The sequence below is a fragment of the Fusobacterium sp. genome (assembly GCF_019012925.1).
Taxonomy (GTDB): Bacteria; Fusobacteriota; Fusobacteriia; order Fusobacteriales; family Fusobacteriaceae; genus Fusobacterium_A.
On record NZ_JAGIRL010000024.1, the window covers coordinates 44,177 to 59,395 of the forward strand.

General features: G+C 30.9%; 17 protein-coding genes. 15 read left to right on the top strand and 2 right to left on the bottom strand.

Going from position 1 to position 15,219, the window contains the following annotated elements:
• The first annotated feature begins 7 nt into the window (after positions 1 to 7).
• The 7 genes from QZ286_RS04295 to QZ286_RS04325 all read left to right on the top strand — a co-directional run bounded on the left by QZ286_RS04295 (position 8) and on the right by QZ286_RS04325 (position 6,505).
• On the top strand, positions 8 to 817 hold the full coding sequence (locus QZ286_RS04295; RefSeq protein ID WP_291255740.1) for a TlyA family RNA methyltransferase: 810 nt from the start codon (positions 8 to 10) through the stop codon (positions 815 to 817).
• Positions 814 to 2,115: a S41 family peptidase gene (locus QZ286_RS04300; RefSeq protein WP_291255741.1), complete on the top strand. Its 1,302-nt coding sequence runs from the start codon at positions 814 to 816 to the stop codon at positions 2,113 to 2,115. The genes QZ286_RS04295 and QZ286_RS04300 overlap by 4 nt, the downstream gene beginning before the upstream one ends.
• Positions 2,116 to 2,127: 12 nt before the next feature.
• Positions 2,128 to 2,793 carry a 16S rRNA (cytidine(1402)-2'-O)-methyltransferase gene (gene rsmI / locus QZ286_RS04305; RefSeq protein WP_291255742.1) on the top strand — a complete coding sequence of 222 codons (666 nt, stop codon included), beginning with the start codon at positions 2,128 to 2,130 and terminating at the stop codon, positions 2,791 to 2,793.
• 23 nt (positions 2,794 to 2,816) lie between these two features.
• Positions 2,817 to 3,680 (top strand): ribosome biogenesis GTPase YlqF, encoded by an 864-nt coding sequence (gene ylqF / locus QZ286_RS04310; RefSeq protein ID WP_291255743.1) that lies wholly within the window; start codon positions 2,817 to 2,819, stop codon positions 3,678 to 3,680.
• A 14-nt stretch (positions 3,681 to 3,694) separates the two neighbouring features.
• A complete protein-coding gene (locus QZ286_RS04315) occupies positions 3,695 to 4,516 on the top strand; it encodes an NAD+ synthase (protein ID WP_291255744.1) in 822 nt (273 codons plus the stop codon).
• A 25-nt stretch (positions 4,517 to 4,541) separates the two neighbouring features.
• Positions 4,542 to 4,907 carry a hypothetical protein gene (locus QZ286_RS04320; protein WP_291255745.1) on the top strand — a complete coding sequence of 122 codons (366 nt, stop codon included), beginning with the start codon at positions 4,542 to 4,544 and terminating at the stop codon, positions 4,905 to 4,907.
• A gap of 161 nt (positions 4,908 to 5,068) precedes the next feature.
• Complete coding sequence (locus QZ286_RS04325; RefSeq protein WP_291255746.1) at positions 5,069 to 6,505, top strand: IS66 family transposase; 1,437 nt, start codon at positions 5,069 to 5,071, stop codon at positions 6,503 to 6,505.
• Positions 6,506 to 6,591: 86 nt separating this feature from the next.
• Here the strand turns inward: QZ286_RS04325 and QZ286_RS04330 are convergent, their stop codons facing one another.
• The gene (locus QZ286_RS04330; protein WP_291255747.1) at positions 6,592 to 7,923 is read right to left on the bottom strand and encodes an MATE family efflux transporter; all 1,332 of its coding nucleotides are present in this window, start codon (positions 7,921 to 7,923) and stop codon (positions 6,592 to 6,594) included.
• 83 nt (positions 7,924 to 8,006) lie between these two features.
• Here QZ286_RS04330 and QZ286_RS04335 point away from each other — a divergent pair, with 83 nt between their 5' ends.
• The 8 genes from QZ286_RS04335 to QZ286_RS04370 are packed head-to-tail and all read left to right on the top strand — an operon-like array spanning position 8,007 to position 14,733.
• Positions 8,007 to 8,840 carry a MerR family transcriptional regulator gene (locus tag QZ286_RS04335; protein WP_291255748.1) on the top strand — a complete coding sequence of 278 codons (834 nt, stop codon included), beginning with the start codon at positions 8,007 to 8,009 and terminating at the stop codon, positions 8,838 to 8,840.
• A 49-nt stretch (positions 8,841 to 8,889) separates the two neighbouring features.
• The gene (gene prfA / locus QZ286_RS04340; protein WP_291255749.1) at positions 8,890 to 9,966 is read left to right on the top strand and encodes a peptide chain release factor 1; all 1,077 of its coding nucleotides are present in this window, start codon (positions 8,890 to 8,892) and stop codon (positions 9,964 to 9,966) included.
• Between the two features lies 1 nt (position 9,967).
• Positions 9,968 to 11,104: a peptide chain release factor N(5)-glutamine methyltransferase gene (prmC, locus tag QZ286_RS04345; protein WP_291255750.1), complete on the top strand. Its 1,137-nt coding sequence runs from the start codon at positions 9,968 to 9,970 to the stop codon at positions 11,102 to 11,104.
• Entirely contained in the window at positions 11,104 to 12,135 is a 1,032-nt protein-coding gene (queA, locus tag QZ286_RS04350) for a tRNA preQ1(34) S-adenosylmethionine ribosyltransferase-isomerase QueA (RefSeq protein ID WP_291255751.1), read from the top strand. Before prmC ends, queA begins: the two co-directional genes overlap by 1 nt.
• Positions 12,116 to 12,697: a 16S rRNA (guanine(966)-N(2))-methyltransferase RsmD gene (gene rsmD, locus QZ286_RS04355; protein ID WP_291255819.1), complete on the top strand. Its 582-nt coding sequence runs from the start codon at positions 12,116 to 12,118 to the stop codon at positions 12,695 to 12,697. Before queA ends, rsmD begins: the two co-directional genes overlap by 20 nt.
• A gap of 10 nt (positions 12,698 to 12,707) precedes the next feature.
• The gene (xseB, locus tag QZ286_RS04360; protein WP_291255752.1) at positions 12,708 to 12,911 is read left to right on the top strand and encodes an exodeoxyribonuclease VII small subunit; all 204 of its coding nucleotides are present in this window, start codon (positions 12,708 to 12,710) and stop codon (positions 12,909 to 12,911) included.
• A 1-nt stretch (position 12,912) separates the two neighbouring features.
• Positions 12,913 to 13,800 carry a polyprenyl synthetase family protein gene (locus QZ286_RS04365; protein ID WP_291255753.1) on the top strand — a complete coding sequence of 296 codons (888 nt, stop codon included), beginning with the start codon at positions 12,913 to 12,915 and terminating at the stop codon, positions 13,798 to 13,800.
• A gap of 33 nt (positions 13,801 to 13,833) precedes the next feature.
• Entirely contained in the window at positions 13,834 to 14,733 is a 900-nt protein-coding gene (locus QZ286_RS04370; protein WP_291255754.1) for a mechanosensitive ion channel family protein, read from the top strand.
• Between the two features lie 82 nt (positions 14,734 to 14,815).
• Here QZ286_RS04370 and dhaM read toward each other — a convergent pair whose 3' ends face one another.
• Positions 14,816 to 15,211: a dihydroxyacetone kinase phosphoryl donor subunit DhaM gene (gene dhaM / locus QZ286_RS04375; RefSeq protein ID WP_291255755.1), complete on the bottom strand. Its 396-nt coding sequence runs from the start codon at positions 15,209 to 15,211 to the stop codon at positions 14,816 to 14,818.
• Positions 15,212 to 15,219 lie beyond the last annotated feature (8 nt).

Here is a 15,219-nt window from a genome sequence, read left to right on the forward strand (position 1 = left end):
GTGCAATATGAAAGAGAGATTAGATGTTTTACTTGTAAAAAGAGGTTTTTATCCGGACAAGGAGAAGGCACAAAGAGCAATTATGGCTGGACTTGTAATAGTAGATGATAAAAAAATCGACAAGAGTGGAACTATGATAAAATCAGATAAAGAATTGAACATAAGAATAAAGGGAGATTCTTTAAAATATGTGAGTCGTGGTGGACTGAAGTTAGAGAAGGCTGTATCAGTTTTTTCTCTAGATTTTTTAGGAAAAAAAGTTTTAGATGTGGGAGCATCAACAGGTGGATTTACTGACTGTGCTTTACAAAATGGAGCTGAATTTGTATATTCAGTGGATGTTGGAACAAATCAATTGGATTGGAAATTGAGAAATAATTTACAAGTAAAATCTATAGAAAATATGCATATTAAAGATTTAACTCTTGAAGATATTGACAACAGTGAGATAGATTATATAGTTATGGATGTATCTTTTATATCTATAAGAAAGATAATTGGAGATCTAGTTAAATTTTTTAAACCTGAAACAAAGTTGATGGCTTTGATAAAACCACAATTTGAGGTTGAAAAAGAGTATATAGAAAAAGGTGGACTAGTAAAAAACGAGGATAAGCATATAGAGGTTATAAAAGAGATTATAGAGTATGGGAGAGCAGAGGGACTTTATTTAGAAGGACTTGACTTTTCACCTATAACAGGAACTAAAGGAAATGTAGAGTATATTTCACTATTTGGAAAAGATCCAGCAAAAGAGATAAGTGTAAATATAGATGAAGTTGTAAAAATGGGGAGAAATTTAGGAGGGTCAATATGAAGTGTGTGTTAAAAAATAAGTTGGTGATAATCTTAATGTCAGCACTTATTTTTACTAATTGTTTTGCAAATGAGAACAGTAATAAAGATAGTGAAGAGTCAGTTGGATTTTTAACAAACATCAGACAGTTAAAAGAGTTATCAGATATTATGGATGTTATCAATCAAAATTATGTTGGAGATAAGAAAATAGATAGAACAGTTCTTATGCAAGGAGCTTTGAAAGGGATGGTAGATTCTCTTGAAGACCCACACTCTAACTACTTTACAAAAGAGCAACTAGAAAATTTCCAAGAGGATATAAAAGGAAAGTATGTCGGTGTAGGAATGGTAGTACAAAAAAGAGTTAATGAGCCTCTAGTTGTAGTATCACCTATTGAGGATAGCCCAGGATATAAAGCTGGAATGAAGCCTAAGGATAAGATAATAGCAATAGATGGAAAATCTACATACAATCTTACAAGTGAAGAGGCTGTTGAAAAGTTAAAGGGAAAAGAGAATACAAAGGTAAAAGTTACTGTGGTGAGAGAAGGTTTAAAAGAGCCTAAAGAGATAGAGATCACTAGAGCAGTTGTAGAGTTAAAATATGTAAAAAATAAGATGTTAGATGAGAAGAATAAGATAGGGTATCTAAGACTTACTCAATTTGGTGAGAATGTATATCCAGATGTTGTAAAAGGATTGGAGGAGCTACAAAAAAAAGGAATGAAAGCACTAGTATTTGACCTTAGAAGCAATCCTGGTGGAGCTTTAGATCAAGCAATAAAAATATCATCTATGTTCTTAAAATCGGGTAAAGTAGTAAGTGTAAAATCAAAAGATGGTGAGGAGCAGATATCTAATAGAGAGGGAAAATACTATGGAGATTTTCCTTTGGTAATATTGATTAACGAGGGAAGTGCCTCAGCCTCTGAGATTGTTGCAGGAGCAATTAAAGATAATAAGAGAGGTCTTTTGATAGGTGAAAAAACTTTTGGTAAGGGAAGTGTACAGACATTAGTTAATTTACCTGATGGAGATGGAATAAAACTTACAATAGCTAAGTACTATACACCTAGTGGGGTATGTATTCACGGTATTGGAATAGAACCAGATGTAAAAGTAGAAGACAAAGAGGATTATATGCTTTTTGATGGAATGGTAACTAATATTGATGAAAAAGAATCAAAAGAAAATAAGAAAGAGATAATAAAAGAAGTTATTGGAGAAAAGAAAGCTGAAGAGTTTGAGAAGCATAAAGATATTCAACTAGATACAGCTGTTGGAATCTTAAAAGGAATGCTTTTAGAAAGAAAATAGGAGAGGAAGAGTATGTTATATATAGTGGCAACACCTATTGGTAACCTTGAAGATATGACTCTAAGAGGTATACGTATTTTAAAAGAGGTAAACTATATCTTTGCTGAAGATACAAGAGTTACTAAGAAATTATTAAACCATTTTGAAATTGAAAATACTGTATATAGATATGATGAGTTCACTAAAATGCACCAGATAGCAAATATAATAAATCTTTTAAAAGAGGGAAAAGATATTGCACTAGTAACTGATGCAGGAACTCCTTGCATATCGGATCCTGGATATGAGCTAGTAGATGCAGCTCACAAAGAGGGATTAAAAGTTGTTCCTATTCCTGGAGCAAGTGCTCTTACAGCTTCAGCTTCTGTAGCTGGATTGAGTATGAGAAGATTTTGTTTTGAGGGATTTTTACCAAAGAAAAAGGGAAGACAAACTCTTTTGAAATCTTTGGCTGAAGAGGAGAGAACAATAGTCATATATGAATCTCCATTTAGAATAGAGAAGACATTGAGAGATATAGAGCAGTTTATAGGTGTAAGAGAGGTAGTAATAATAAGAGAGATTACTAAGATTTATGAAGAGATATTGAGAGGAACTACTACTGAACTTATTGAGAAATTATCTAAAAATCCAATCAAAGGGGAGATAGTTCTTTTAGTAAAGGGATTGGAAGATTAAAAAAGTAGTTAAGGAGAAAAATTATGTCAATGACAAAGATAAACTGGTATCCTGGACATATGAAAAAGACAAAGGATTTGATAAAGGACAATATGCAACTGATAGATATAGTTTTAGAAGTTGTAGATGCGAGAATACCAATATCAAGTAAAAATCCAGATATAACAGTTTTTGCAAAGAATAAAAAGAGAGTAATAGTTTTAAATAAGGCTGACTTAGTGGAGAAGAAAGAGTTAACTTATTGGAAAAAATACTTTAAAGAGAATAATTTTGCTGATGAAGTGTTAGAGATAAGTGCTGAGACAGGATTCAATGTAAAGGCACTATATTCAATAATAGATAAGGTATCAGCAGAAAAAAAAGAGAAGATGATGGCTAAAGGGCTAAGAAAAGTTAATACTAGATTGATGGTAGTAGGGATTCCAAATGTTGGAAAATCTAGACTTATCAATAGAATTGTTGGAAAAAATAGTGCTGGTGTAGGAAATAAACCTGGATTTACTAAAGGAAAACAATGGGTAAGAATAAAAGAGGGATTAGAACTTTTAGATATGCCTGGAATACTATGGCCAAAGTTTGAAAGCGAAGAGGTTGGACAAAACCTTGCTATTACAGGAGCAATAAGAGATGAGATTCTTCCAATCGAGGAGATTGCAGGAATATTGATTTCTAAGATGATAAAGTATGAGATGTGGAATACATTGAAAGATAGATATAAGCTTTTAGATGAGGATAAGAGTACAATAATGGGTGAAATATTAGAAAAAATAGCTCTTAGAGGAAAGATGTTCAATAAAGGTGAGAGCTTGAATATTCAACAAGCAGCTTATACTGTACTTAGAGATTATAGAAACTGTAGACTTGGAAAATTCGGTCTAGATAAGTAGTATGGAGGAATTTTATGGAAAAGCTAAGTGTAGATTTAGAAGTTTTAGAAGAGATACTTGTTAATTTTTTAAAAGAAGAAGCAACAAAAGTTGGATTTAAGAAGGTAGTTTTAGGATTATCAGGAGGAATAGATTCAGCATTAGTAGCTTTTTTAGCAGCAAAAGCTTTTGGTCCAGAGAATGTTTTGGGAATAATGATGCCATATAAGACATCTAGTAAAGAGAGTGTTGAACACGCAAAGCTTGTAGTTGAAAAAACAGGAATAAGAAGTAAATTGATAGAGATAACTCCAATGGTGGATGCATATTTTCAAATGAACCCAGAGATGAACAGTCTTAGAAAGGGAAATAAAATGGCAAGAGAGAGAATGTCAATACTTTTTGATCACTCAGCTGCAGAGAATGCTTTAGTATTAGGAACTTCAAATAAAACAGAGCTACTTTTAGGATATGGAACACAGTTTGGAGATTCAGCTTCAGCAATAAATTCAATAGGAGATCTATACAAAACTCATGTATGGGAGTTATCGAGACATATGGGAGTTCCAAATGAATTGATAGATAAGAAACCTAGTGCAGATCTGTGGGAAGGACAAACTGATGAACAGGAGTTGGGATACTCTTATCTTATGGCTGATGAGATCCTATACAGATTTGTAGAGGAGAGAAAGAGCATAGATGAGATTGTTCAAGAGGGTTATCCTTTAGAAATTGTTGAAAAAATAGTTAGAAGAACTAAGATAATGCAGTATAAACGTGTTATGCCTGTAATAGCTAAGGTATTTCCTAGAGGAATAGGAACAGGATTTAGATATCCAAGAGATTGGGGAGTTTAGAAATTAAGTACAAAGAGGTGTATTTATGGATAAAGACGAACACTTGAGGCATGAATTAGACGAGTTTAAAAAAGAGAAAGAGAGAATAAGAAATATTGTAGGTGAGATAGGAGGAAGGAATAATAAGCAACATAAGATAGTTAATTTTATCTTTTTAATATTGATAGGAATACTTTTGATGTTAGGTGTTGTTTTACAAAAGATAACTCTGTTCTTAACCTTGGAGATAGTAGTATTATTGGGGATATTCAAGATTATTTGGATGTTCTATGAATCTCAAAGAGCGAGTCATTTTCAATTTTGGATATTAAACTCTCTAGAATTTAAATTAAATGAGATAGAGAGAAGAGTAAAAAGAATAGAAAAGATGTTAAAAGAGGAAAAAGAGTAGGTTTAACTACTCTTTTTTTTGCTATTATTTTAGTAACTACTCAGGTCTGATGTAGAAATTTAAGACTTTCTTCAAAAAATTTTGAAGAAGGTCTTTTTTTGCGTTCAAAAATATGCTATACTATTTAAGTAAAAACTTAACAAGCAAGGAGGTGAACCTTTATGGAAATTAAAGTTGAAGATTTGTTACGTGAAATCGCTGAACTTAAACTTCAATTAGCTAAAGCTTTAGCTAGAATTGAAGAATTAGAAAAAGAAAACAAATTACTTAGAGAGGAAAATGCTATGCTTAAAGCTAAGCTTAATATGAATAGTTCTAATAGTAGTCTTCCTCCTTCTTCTGATAGATTTGTTAAAAAAAAAGATAGGTCTCTTAGAAAGAAAAGCAATAAACCTTCTGGTGGACAAAAAGGTCATAAAGGTTCTACCCTTGATAAAACTAATAATCCTGATTTCGTTGTAGATCTTGAACTATGTTCTTGTCCTCATTGTAGTTCTACATTAAAAGACACTGAAATCGAAGACGTTAAAACTAGACAAGTTTTTGATATTCCAAATATCAATGTTCTTATCACTGAATATCGTTCACAAGTTAAAACATGTCCTCATTGTAAAAAGAAGGTTAGTTCAGAATTTCCAAGTAATGTAACTAACCCAACTCAATATGGCGCTAATATCAGAGCTTTGATTACAAATTTAAATATTTATCATGCACTTCCATATAATAAAATTCAAGAATTCCTTAAAGATATCTTCGGTATAAATTTAAGTCAAGGAACTATTGCAAATACTCTTAAAAAAGCATTTACTTCTCTTGAGAAAGTAGAAAATTTCTTTAAAGATGAATTAAAAAAAGTTACTGTTCTTCATGCAGATGAAACAGGTACTAAAATTAATGGGAAAAATCATTGGATTCACTCTTGCTCAAATGAGAATTATACAGTTCTTACTTCTCATCCTAATAGAGGAAAAAAAGCAATAGAAGAAGCTGGTGTTTTACCTAAATTTAGTGGAATTTTATCGCATGATTGTTGGTATGCTTATGATTGCTATCCTCAGATTCTACATTCTTTATGTTGGGCACATTTTTTAAGAGAACTTCAAAGTATAGAAGACAATACTAACTTAAAATTTCCAGCTAAAATAAGGGAATTTATTCTTAATTTAAAAGAAAGAATTGAGAAAAAAGAAGAGATTTCCCAGGAAGAAGAAAGAAGAATTTATGAAAGATATGCATCTTTAATTGAGGCAAGTAAACAAGAGGAAAAAGCTTACTATCAAACAGATATACTAGAAACTAAAAAAAGGCGTAGTAAAGCATTTAATCTTTTGAAAAGATTGAGTAGGTATGAAGATGTTTTAAGATTTTTTGAAGAAAGAAACGTAAAGCTTTTTACCAACAATGCAGCAGAACGAGAAGTGAGGAATGTGAAGATAAAGAGTAAAATCCAAGGAGCATTTAGAAGTGAATTAGGAAGTCAAATTTATTGTAGAATAAGAGGATATATTGCTACAATGAAGAAAAATGGACAAACTCAATATGCAGCGCTAAAGAGTATATTTGATTTATGTGAAATTATGTTACCAGTAGTTGAATAGAAAGGGAGCCTTCAACAAAAATGTTGAAAACTCCCTCTATTTGGCTATTTTTTATTTTTTGTAAAAACTCACAGCTGAGTAGTTACTTATTTTATAACTGAATGAAGATAGTTTTTAGCTCTTTTCATCAAAACAAAGCTCACTAATAAACAAAGTGATTCAGCTATGGGAATGGATAGCCATATTCCTATAGGACCTATAATCTTAGGTAGAGTAAAAAGAGGGATAACTATAAATACTATAGATCTTCCCATAGATACAATCACAGACTCTAAAGGTTTTTCAATAGCGGTTAAAAATGATGTTGAGATAATATTTAAAAATGAGATAAGATATGCAAAACTCATGTAAAATAGAGCTATTAAAGCTATATTTATCAAATCTTCATTTCCTTTAGAAAAAATTTCAATAATATCTTTCCCAACAATATGGCTAATTATATATACAATAATACCAATTACTCCACCAGAGATAAGTGAAATTTTTAAAACTGCCTTTATTTTTATTAAATTTTTAGCTCCTAAATTATATGAAACTAATGGTTGAAGAGCTTGAGAAAGTCCATATAAAACGATATTCAATGTTTGATTTATATAGAAAACTATTGTTAAAGCTGAAACTCCAAGCACTCCAATCTCTCTCATAAGAGTTCTATTGAGTAGATACATAGCAGTAGTAGATGCAACTAGGGATAGCATTTCAGAACTACCATTATAGAAGATATTTTTTATATCTTGTAAATAGATGTTGAGATTTTTTCTAAGTTTTTTAAAATGAAGCTGAGGAAGTAGAACAAAAAATCCAGTAGCACATGCCGTAAGAGTTGCTACAGCTCCTCCAGTCATTCCTAAATTAAATTTTACAATAAATAGATAGTCAAATAAGACATTCGTACTAAGACAGGTAAATCCACTAATAAAAACCCAATTTGGCTTTTCATATATTTTTACAAATGTTTCTGTAAAAATAGGTGAAGAGTAGAAAAAAGCTCCTATTATCATAGGCATTAGATAGGCTTTGACATATGGATATATCTCCTCATTAGTTCCCAATATTTTTATAAAAAAATCTAAGTTAAAAAGAATAAAAATAGAAAGAACTTCTAAAACTAGAAATAATAAGATAAGAGTCAAAGTAGTAGTCTCTTTAGCTTTATTATACTTTTTTCTTCCAGAGTAGATACTTGTGATAACTCCACCTCCCACACAAATCATAAGTCCAATACTGAGTAAAAAATTGATAAGTGGCATTGAAAGGTTAACAGCTGCAAGACCAAGAGCACCAACATTTCTTCCTAAAAATATTCCATCAATCATCATTTCTAATGACACAACTAGCATACCAAATATACTAGGAATAGCAAACTTAAAAAATAGTTTAGTAATATCGCCATCTTTTAAAGTTAAATTTTCAGACATAAATTTTTCTCCTTTTTAGTGATTATTTTTTCAAACTATGATATTATAAACTATATACTAAACTATATAGTCAAGGGGTAAATATGAAAAAGATGTATAAAATTTCTGAATTAGCTGAAATATTTGAGATTTCAAGGCAAACACTAATATTTTATCATAAAAAAGGAATTTTTGTTCCTAAAGAAATAGATAAAGATAATGGTTATAGATATTATTTAAAAGAGCAAATGTGGGATTTAATGCTTATACTAACTTTAAAAAGAGCTGGGTTTTCACTAGAAGAGATAAAAGATTTAGTTCAAAATAAAAAGATGAATAGCAACGTAGAGTTTTTGGAGAAAAAGATAAGTGAAATAGACATAAAGATAGAGAACTTAAAGAATATAAGAAAAAATTTGGAGATAAGAATTAAAAATTTTAAGGAGAGTAATACAGGAGAAAATGATAATATAAAATTTGAAAAAAGCAAATCTATCTACTGGTATTCTCTTGAGATGAATAATCCAATAGATGAAAAAGAGATGATATCAAAATATCTAAAACTAAATGAGATAGCACAAAAAAATAGTATTGAGATTACAGAGTATATAAATATACTAGATTTAAAAAAGATAAAAACCATAGATTCGGATGATATACTACCAATTTTAAAGATAGGGATATTGGTACCAAAAGAAAAAATATTTAAAGATTGTAAGGAACTCGTTGTTGGAAATTCTTTTAGTATTACTCATATAGATGCTTATGTAAATTTATATGATACCTATAAAAAATTAAGTGATTATATTGAAAAAAAGGGATATGAAAATTTGGATTACTCAATAGAATTTCTGAAAGAGGTTACCATTCCTACAAAAAATGGAACAGGTGGTCTTTTAAAAATAATGATACCTGTTGAAATTGATTTTTTAAGATAAATATGATATAATTATTAAGTTATAGTGTAGAAAAGGAGATGAGAAAATAGTGTTCGCTAAGTTAGAAGAGGTTGTAAGAAGATTTGATGAGCTTAATGAGATGTTAGGATCACCAGAGATATTATCTGATCCTAAAAAAATGATGGAATGTAATAAGGCATTAGCTGAAATAACTCCACTTGTTGAGAAATATAAAGAGTATAAAACTCTTAGTGAGGATTTACAATTTATAAAAGAAAATATCAGAAATGAAAAAGATCCTGATATGAGAGAGATGATGAATGAAGAGCAAAAGGAGCTTGAAGAGAAGTTACCAGAGTATGAACAAGAGTTAAAAATACTTTTACTTCCAAAAGATGAAAACGATGACAAAAACGTTATCGTAGAGATCAGAGGTGGAGCAGGAGGAGATGAAGCTGCTCTATTCGCAGGAGATCTATTCAGAATGTATTGTAGATATGCAGAGAGAAAAAAATGGAAGATAGAGATAATTGAGAAGCAAGAGATTGGTATTGGTGGATTAAAAGAGGCTGTGTTCAGTATTAATGGATTGGGAGCTTATTCAAGATTAAAATTTGAATCAGGAGTACATAGAGTACAAAGAGTACCTGAAACTGAATCAGCAGGAAGAGTTCATACATCTACAGCAACTGTTGCAGTTCTTCCAGAAGTAGAAGATGTAAAAGAGGTTAAGATAGATCAGAAAGACTTGAAAATAGATACATATAGATCTGGTGGAGCAGGAGGTCAGCACGTAAATATGACTGACTCTGCAGTTAGAATTACTCACCTACCTACAGGTATAGTAGTACAGTGTCAAGATGAGAGATCTCAGCTAAAAAATAGAGAAAAAGCTATGAAACACTTAGTTTCAAAATTATATGAGATGGAATGTGAAAAGCAAAGAAGTCAGGTAGAAAGTGAAAGAAAACTTCAAGTAGGAACAGGGGATAGATCTGAAAAGATCAGAACATACAACTTCCCACAAGGAAGAATTACAGATCACAGAATTAAATTTACTGTATATCAATTAGATGCATTTTTAGATGGAGATATAGATGAGATGATAGATGCTCTTATCACATTCAACCAAGCTGAAATGCTTGCAAGTGCATCAGAAGAGTAGTATGAAATTACTAGAAATATTAAATTTTTCAAAAGAGTATTTGCAAAAATACTCTTTTTCAAAACCCCGTCTTGAAAGTGAGAAACTTATATCAGCAGTTTTAAAAATAGAGAGAATTGCTCTCTATGCTTATTTTGATATGGAACTTACACCTGAACAAAAGGATACTATAAAAAGATATTTGAGAGAGATGGCTCGAGCTAGAAAGGGCTTTGATGAACTTATAAAGGATAAGGGAGAAGAGAGTATGGATATGAAGAATTATAGAGATGAAAATTATGAGCTTTTAAAGAAATCTATCCAATATCTAGAAAAGTATCAGGTACCAAATGCTAAATTAGATGTAGAATATATATTTTCACATATACTTAAAGTTAATAGAATGACACTTACTTTGAATTTGAATAAAAAAATAGAAGATAGTGATAAACAAAAGATAAAAGAGATGTTAGTAGCTAGAGGAAAAGAGAGAAAACCGTTACAATATTTACTTGGTGAGTGGGAATTTTATGGTTATCCATTTAAAGTAGATGAGAGAGTTTTAATTCCAAGAGCTGATACAGAGATCTTAGTAGAGCAATGTAAATACTTGGTAAATGATTTACCAACACCAAAAATCTTAGATATAGGGACAGGAAGTGGAGCTATAGCTATCACTTTAGGAAAAGAGTTAGCAAATGCTCATATACTAGGATTGGATATAAGTGATGGAGCTCTAGCAGTTGCAACTGAAAATAGAGATTTAAACGGAGCACAGAATGTGAAGTTTTTAAAATCAGATGTATTTTCAGTTTTAAGAAATGAGAAGTATAAAAATGTAAAATTTAATTTAATTATATCAAACCCTCCATATATTCCAACAGATGAGTATAGAGAGTTAATGCCAGAGGTCTTAAAATATGAGCCACAAAATGCCCTTACAGATGGGGGAGATGGATACTTTTTTTATGAAAAAATATCTAAGGAGGCTTCAGAGTTTTTAACAAAAGATGGGTATTTAGCTTTTGAAGTAGGATATAATCAAGCAGAAAAAGTAGCTGAATTTATGAGAGAAAACAGTTTTGATGTTATCTCTATAGTTAAAGATTATGGTGGAATAGATAGAGTAGTAATTGGAAAGAGAAGAGAGGAAAATTAATGTCTACAAAACTACATGATTATGATTATTATTTACCAGAAGAGTTGATAGGTCAGGAGCCAAGAGAGCCAAGAGATCATGCAAAACTTATGTTGGTTGATAAAAATAATAAAAAATTAGAGCATAAACATTTTTATGATATAATAGATTATCTTCATGAGGGAGATATCTTAGTTAGAAATTCTACTAAGGTAATACCAGCCAGATTATTTGGACATAAAGAGACTGGTGGAGTACTGGAGATTTTACTAATTAAAAGAATAAATCTAGATACTTGGGAGTGTCTATTGAAACCTGCAAAAAAATTGAAATTGGGACAAAAGCTTTATGTAGGACAAAATAATGAGCTTATTGCAGAGTTGATAGAGATAAAAGATGATGGAAATAGGGTATTAAAGTTTAGCTATGAAGGAGCTTTTGAAGAGGTGTTAGATAAACTTGGGAATATGCCACTACCACCATATATAGTAGAGAGTTTAAAAGAGAAAGAGAGATATCAAACTGTGTATGCTCAAAAAGGTGAATCAGTAGCAGCACCAACTGCAGGATTACACTTTACAAAGGAATTATTAGAAAAAATAGAAAAAAAAGGGATAAAAATTGTAGATATATTTTTAGAGGTAGGTTTAGGAACATTTAGACCAGTTCAAACAAAGGATGTGTTAGATCATAAGATGCATGAGGAGATGTTTGAAATTCCTAAAGAAGCAGCAGATATAATAAATCAAGCAAAATTAGAAGGAAAGAGAGTAATCTCTGTAGGAACTACAAGTACTAGAGCATTAGAATCATCTGTAGATGAAAATGGAAAAGTGGTAGCTCAAAAAAATAGTACAGAGATATTTATATATCCAGGGTATAAATTTAAAGTTGTAGATGCATTAATAACAAACTTTCATTTACCTAAGTCAACACTATTAATGCTTGTATCAGCTTTTTCAAATAGAGAGTTTATGTTAGATGTTTATAGAACTGCTGTGGAAGAGAGATATCATTTCTTCAGTTTTGGAGATGCAATGTTTATCTATTAATGGAGTTGATAGAATGAGAATAATAGCAGGAGATGCAAAAAATAAAAAGATAAAGAGTAGAAAGGGAACAGACACTAGACCAACATTGGGGAGTATGAAGGAATCACTATTTTCAATTATTGCTCCGTATGTTCCAGACTCTATATTTTTAGATCTGTTCAGTGGAAGCGGAAGCATATCTTTAGAGGCTTTAAGCAGAGGAGCTAAGAGAGCTGTTATGATTGAAAAAGATAGTGAAGCTTTAAAATTCATAATAGAGAATGTAAATAACTTAGGGTATGAGGATAGATGTAGAGCTTATAAAAATGATGTAATCAGAGCTGTAGAGATCTTGGGAAGAAAAGGAGAAAAATTCAATATAATTTTTATGGATCCTCCATATAAAGATGAAACTTGTACAAGAGTTATGAAGGCTATAGAAAAGAATGGAATTTTAGCAGATGATGGACTTATAATTTGTGAACACCATGTTTTTGAAGAGATGGCTGATGTCATTGGTGAGTATAAAAAGGCTGATGAGAGAAAATATGGTAAAAAATGTATAACATTCTACACAAGATAAGGAGATAACCATGAAATTTGAAGAGAATCTTGCAGAAATAGATGGGATAATAGAGAAATTAGAGAGTGGAGAGCTTTCTCTAGCTGAATCTATAAAAGAGTATGAAATAGCTATGAAACTTCTAAAAAAATCTTCAGATCTACTGAATAAAGCTGAAGGAAAAGTTTTAAAAGTGGTAGAGAAGGATGAAGATCTATTGATTGAGGAGGTATAAGATGTTATTAAAAGAGTATCTTGAAACAGGAAAAAAATTAGTAGAATCAGGAATAGACAAATATTTAAGTGAGTTGAGCTATCCAGAGGTCATAGCTGAAGGGATGAAATATGCTGTTTTAAATGGTGGAAAAAGATTGAGACCAATCTTACATTTTATGACATTAGAGATATTAGGTTGTAAAAAAGAGATGGGATTAGCAACAGCATCAGCTATTGAGATGATACACTCATACTCTTTAGTTCATGATGATCTACCAGCTTTAGATAATGATGATTATAGAAGAGGAAAATTAACAACTCATAAGAAATTTGGAGAGGCTCAAGGAATTTTAATAGGAGATGCTCTATTAACTCATGCTTTCTATGTACTTACTGAGAAGAACTCAGAGCTTTCACCTGAAAAAATAGTTGAGATAGTGAAATTAACATCTAGTTATGCTGGAATAAATGGTATGATAGGTGGACAGATGGTAGATATAGAGAGTGAAGGTAAAAAGATTTCATTGGAAACTTTGAAGTATATGCACGCTAATAAAACAGGAAAATTATTGAGACTTCCTGTTGAGACAGCTTGTGTTATAGCTGGAGCTACCAAAGAGGATAGAGATATACTTTTAAAATATTCTGAGTTAGTAGGATTGGCTTTTCAAATAAAAGATGATATTCTAGATATAGAGGGAGATTTTGAAAGTATAGGAAAACCAGTAGGAAGTGACCTTGAACATGATAAATCAACATATCCTTCTATCTTAGGAATGGAAAAAAGTAAAGAGTTACTTAAAGAGACAATAGAGAGTGCAAAAACTATTATAGTAGATAGATTTGGAGCAGAAAAGGGAAGAGTTCTCTTGGAATTAGCTGAATATATTGGGGATAGAAATAAATAGAAGAGTATATTATTATAACTATGGAGGATATTTATGGATATTCAACAATATACAGTTAAAAATTTTTTTAGTGAAGTATTGGAAAAACTTACCAATAAAACTTATTTAGTGGATCTTACTGTAGGGTGGATATTTTTTATAATTAAAGTTATTGCTTGTGTAGTTATCTACTACATTGCACTTAGATTTATAAGAAAATTATTACCCCTATTAGATAGGGCAACCTCTAAAGAGAATGTAAATAAATCTCTTGGAAGTTTTTTAAGATCGATTTTTAATGTGGGAATGCACGCACTCCTTATAACTATCTGTTTACTTGTTCTAGGTGTAAAAGAGAGTAGTCTGTTTGCATTTTTTGGTACACTGGGAATTGGAGTTGGTTTAGCTTTAAAAGATAATCTATCAAATCTTGCAGGTGGAATTATCATACTTATTTTTAAGTCTTATTGTGTTGGTGATGAGGTAAAAATTGCAGGAGAAGTAGGTTATATACATGAGATTGATGTATTTTTTACATCTATTCGTACTCATAATGGAGATATTGTGATGGTTCCTAATGGAATGGTAGTCTCAAATAAACTTATTAACTATAATAAGACACCTACTAGAAGACTTAAATTAATAATTGGAGTGGACTATAATTGTAATCTAGATGTTGCTAGAAAGGCTCTTGAGGATATTTTAAATAAAAATCAATATGTTTTAAAAGAACCAAAACCTTATACCCATGTGGATAGCTACGGAGATAGTTCAATTAATATTGCACTTAAGGGCTGGATTCCTAATGAGCATTATTGGAAAGTGTATAAAGAAACTTTGAATGAAATTAAACCTGCACTTGATGCAGTAAATATAAGTATTCCGTTTCCTCAAATGGATGTTCATCTCAATGGAGTTTTACTCGAACAGAGAGAGGATAAACAGAGTCAATAATTTGTTCTCTATTGAGAGTTGTATATGTATTGTAAAAAAGGAGTCATCAACTATTTTGTTGGGACTCCTTTTAATATAAGATTTATATTTTACTAAATGTTTTAAGTTCTTGAAGCTCTTCTAGTATAGCTTCAAGAGATGTTTTTCCATCATTTATAGCCATTGCTACTAGAGTTCCTTCCACAAGTGATGTATCTGCAATTTTAATCTTATCTTTATTGTATGAATCATCTAAAAACTCAATAGCCATTTCACTATTTAGAATAGAGCTACCAAGATCTCCAATGATAAGTACTCCATCAGGTGAGTAAACACTTTCAATAGCTTTTTTGATAATCATAGGATCAGATCCCAAATGATCACCTTCAGTTCCACTTCCATTTACAACTGGAAAATCATATCTTTTCATCTCGTTACAGAGATTAATAACTTCATCAGCTAACTTTTTACTATGTGAAACAATAACAAAACCTACCATTTAAACCT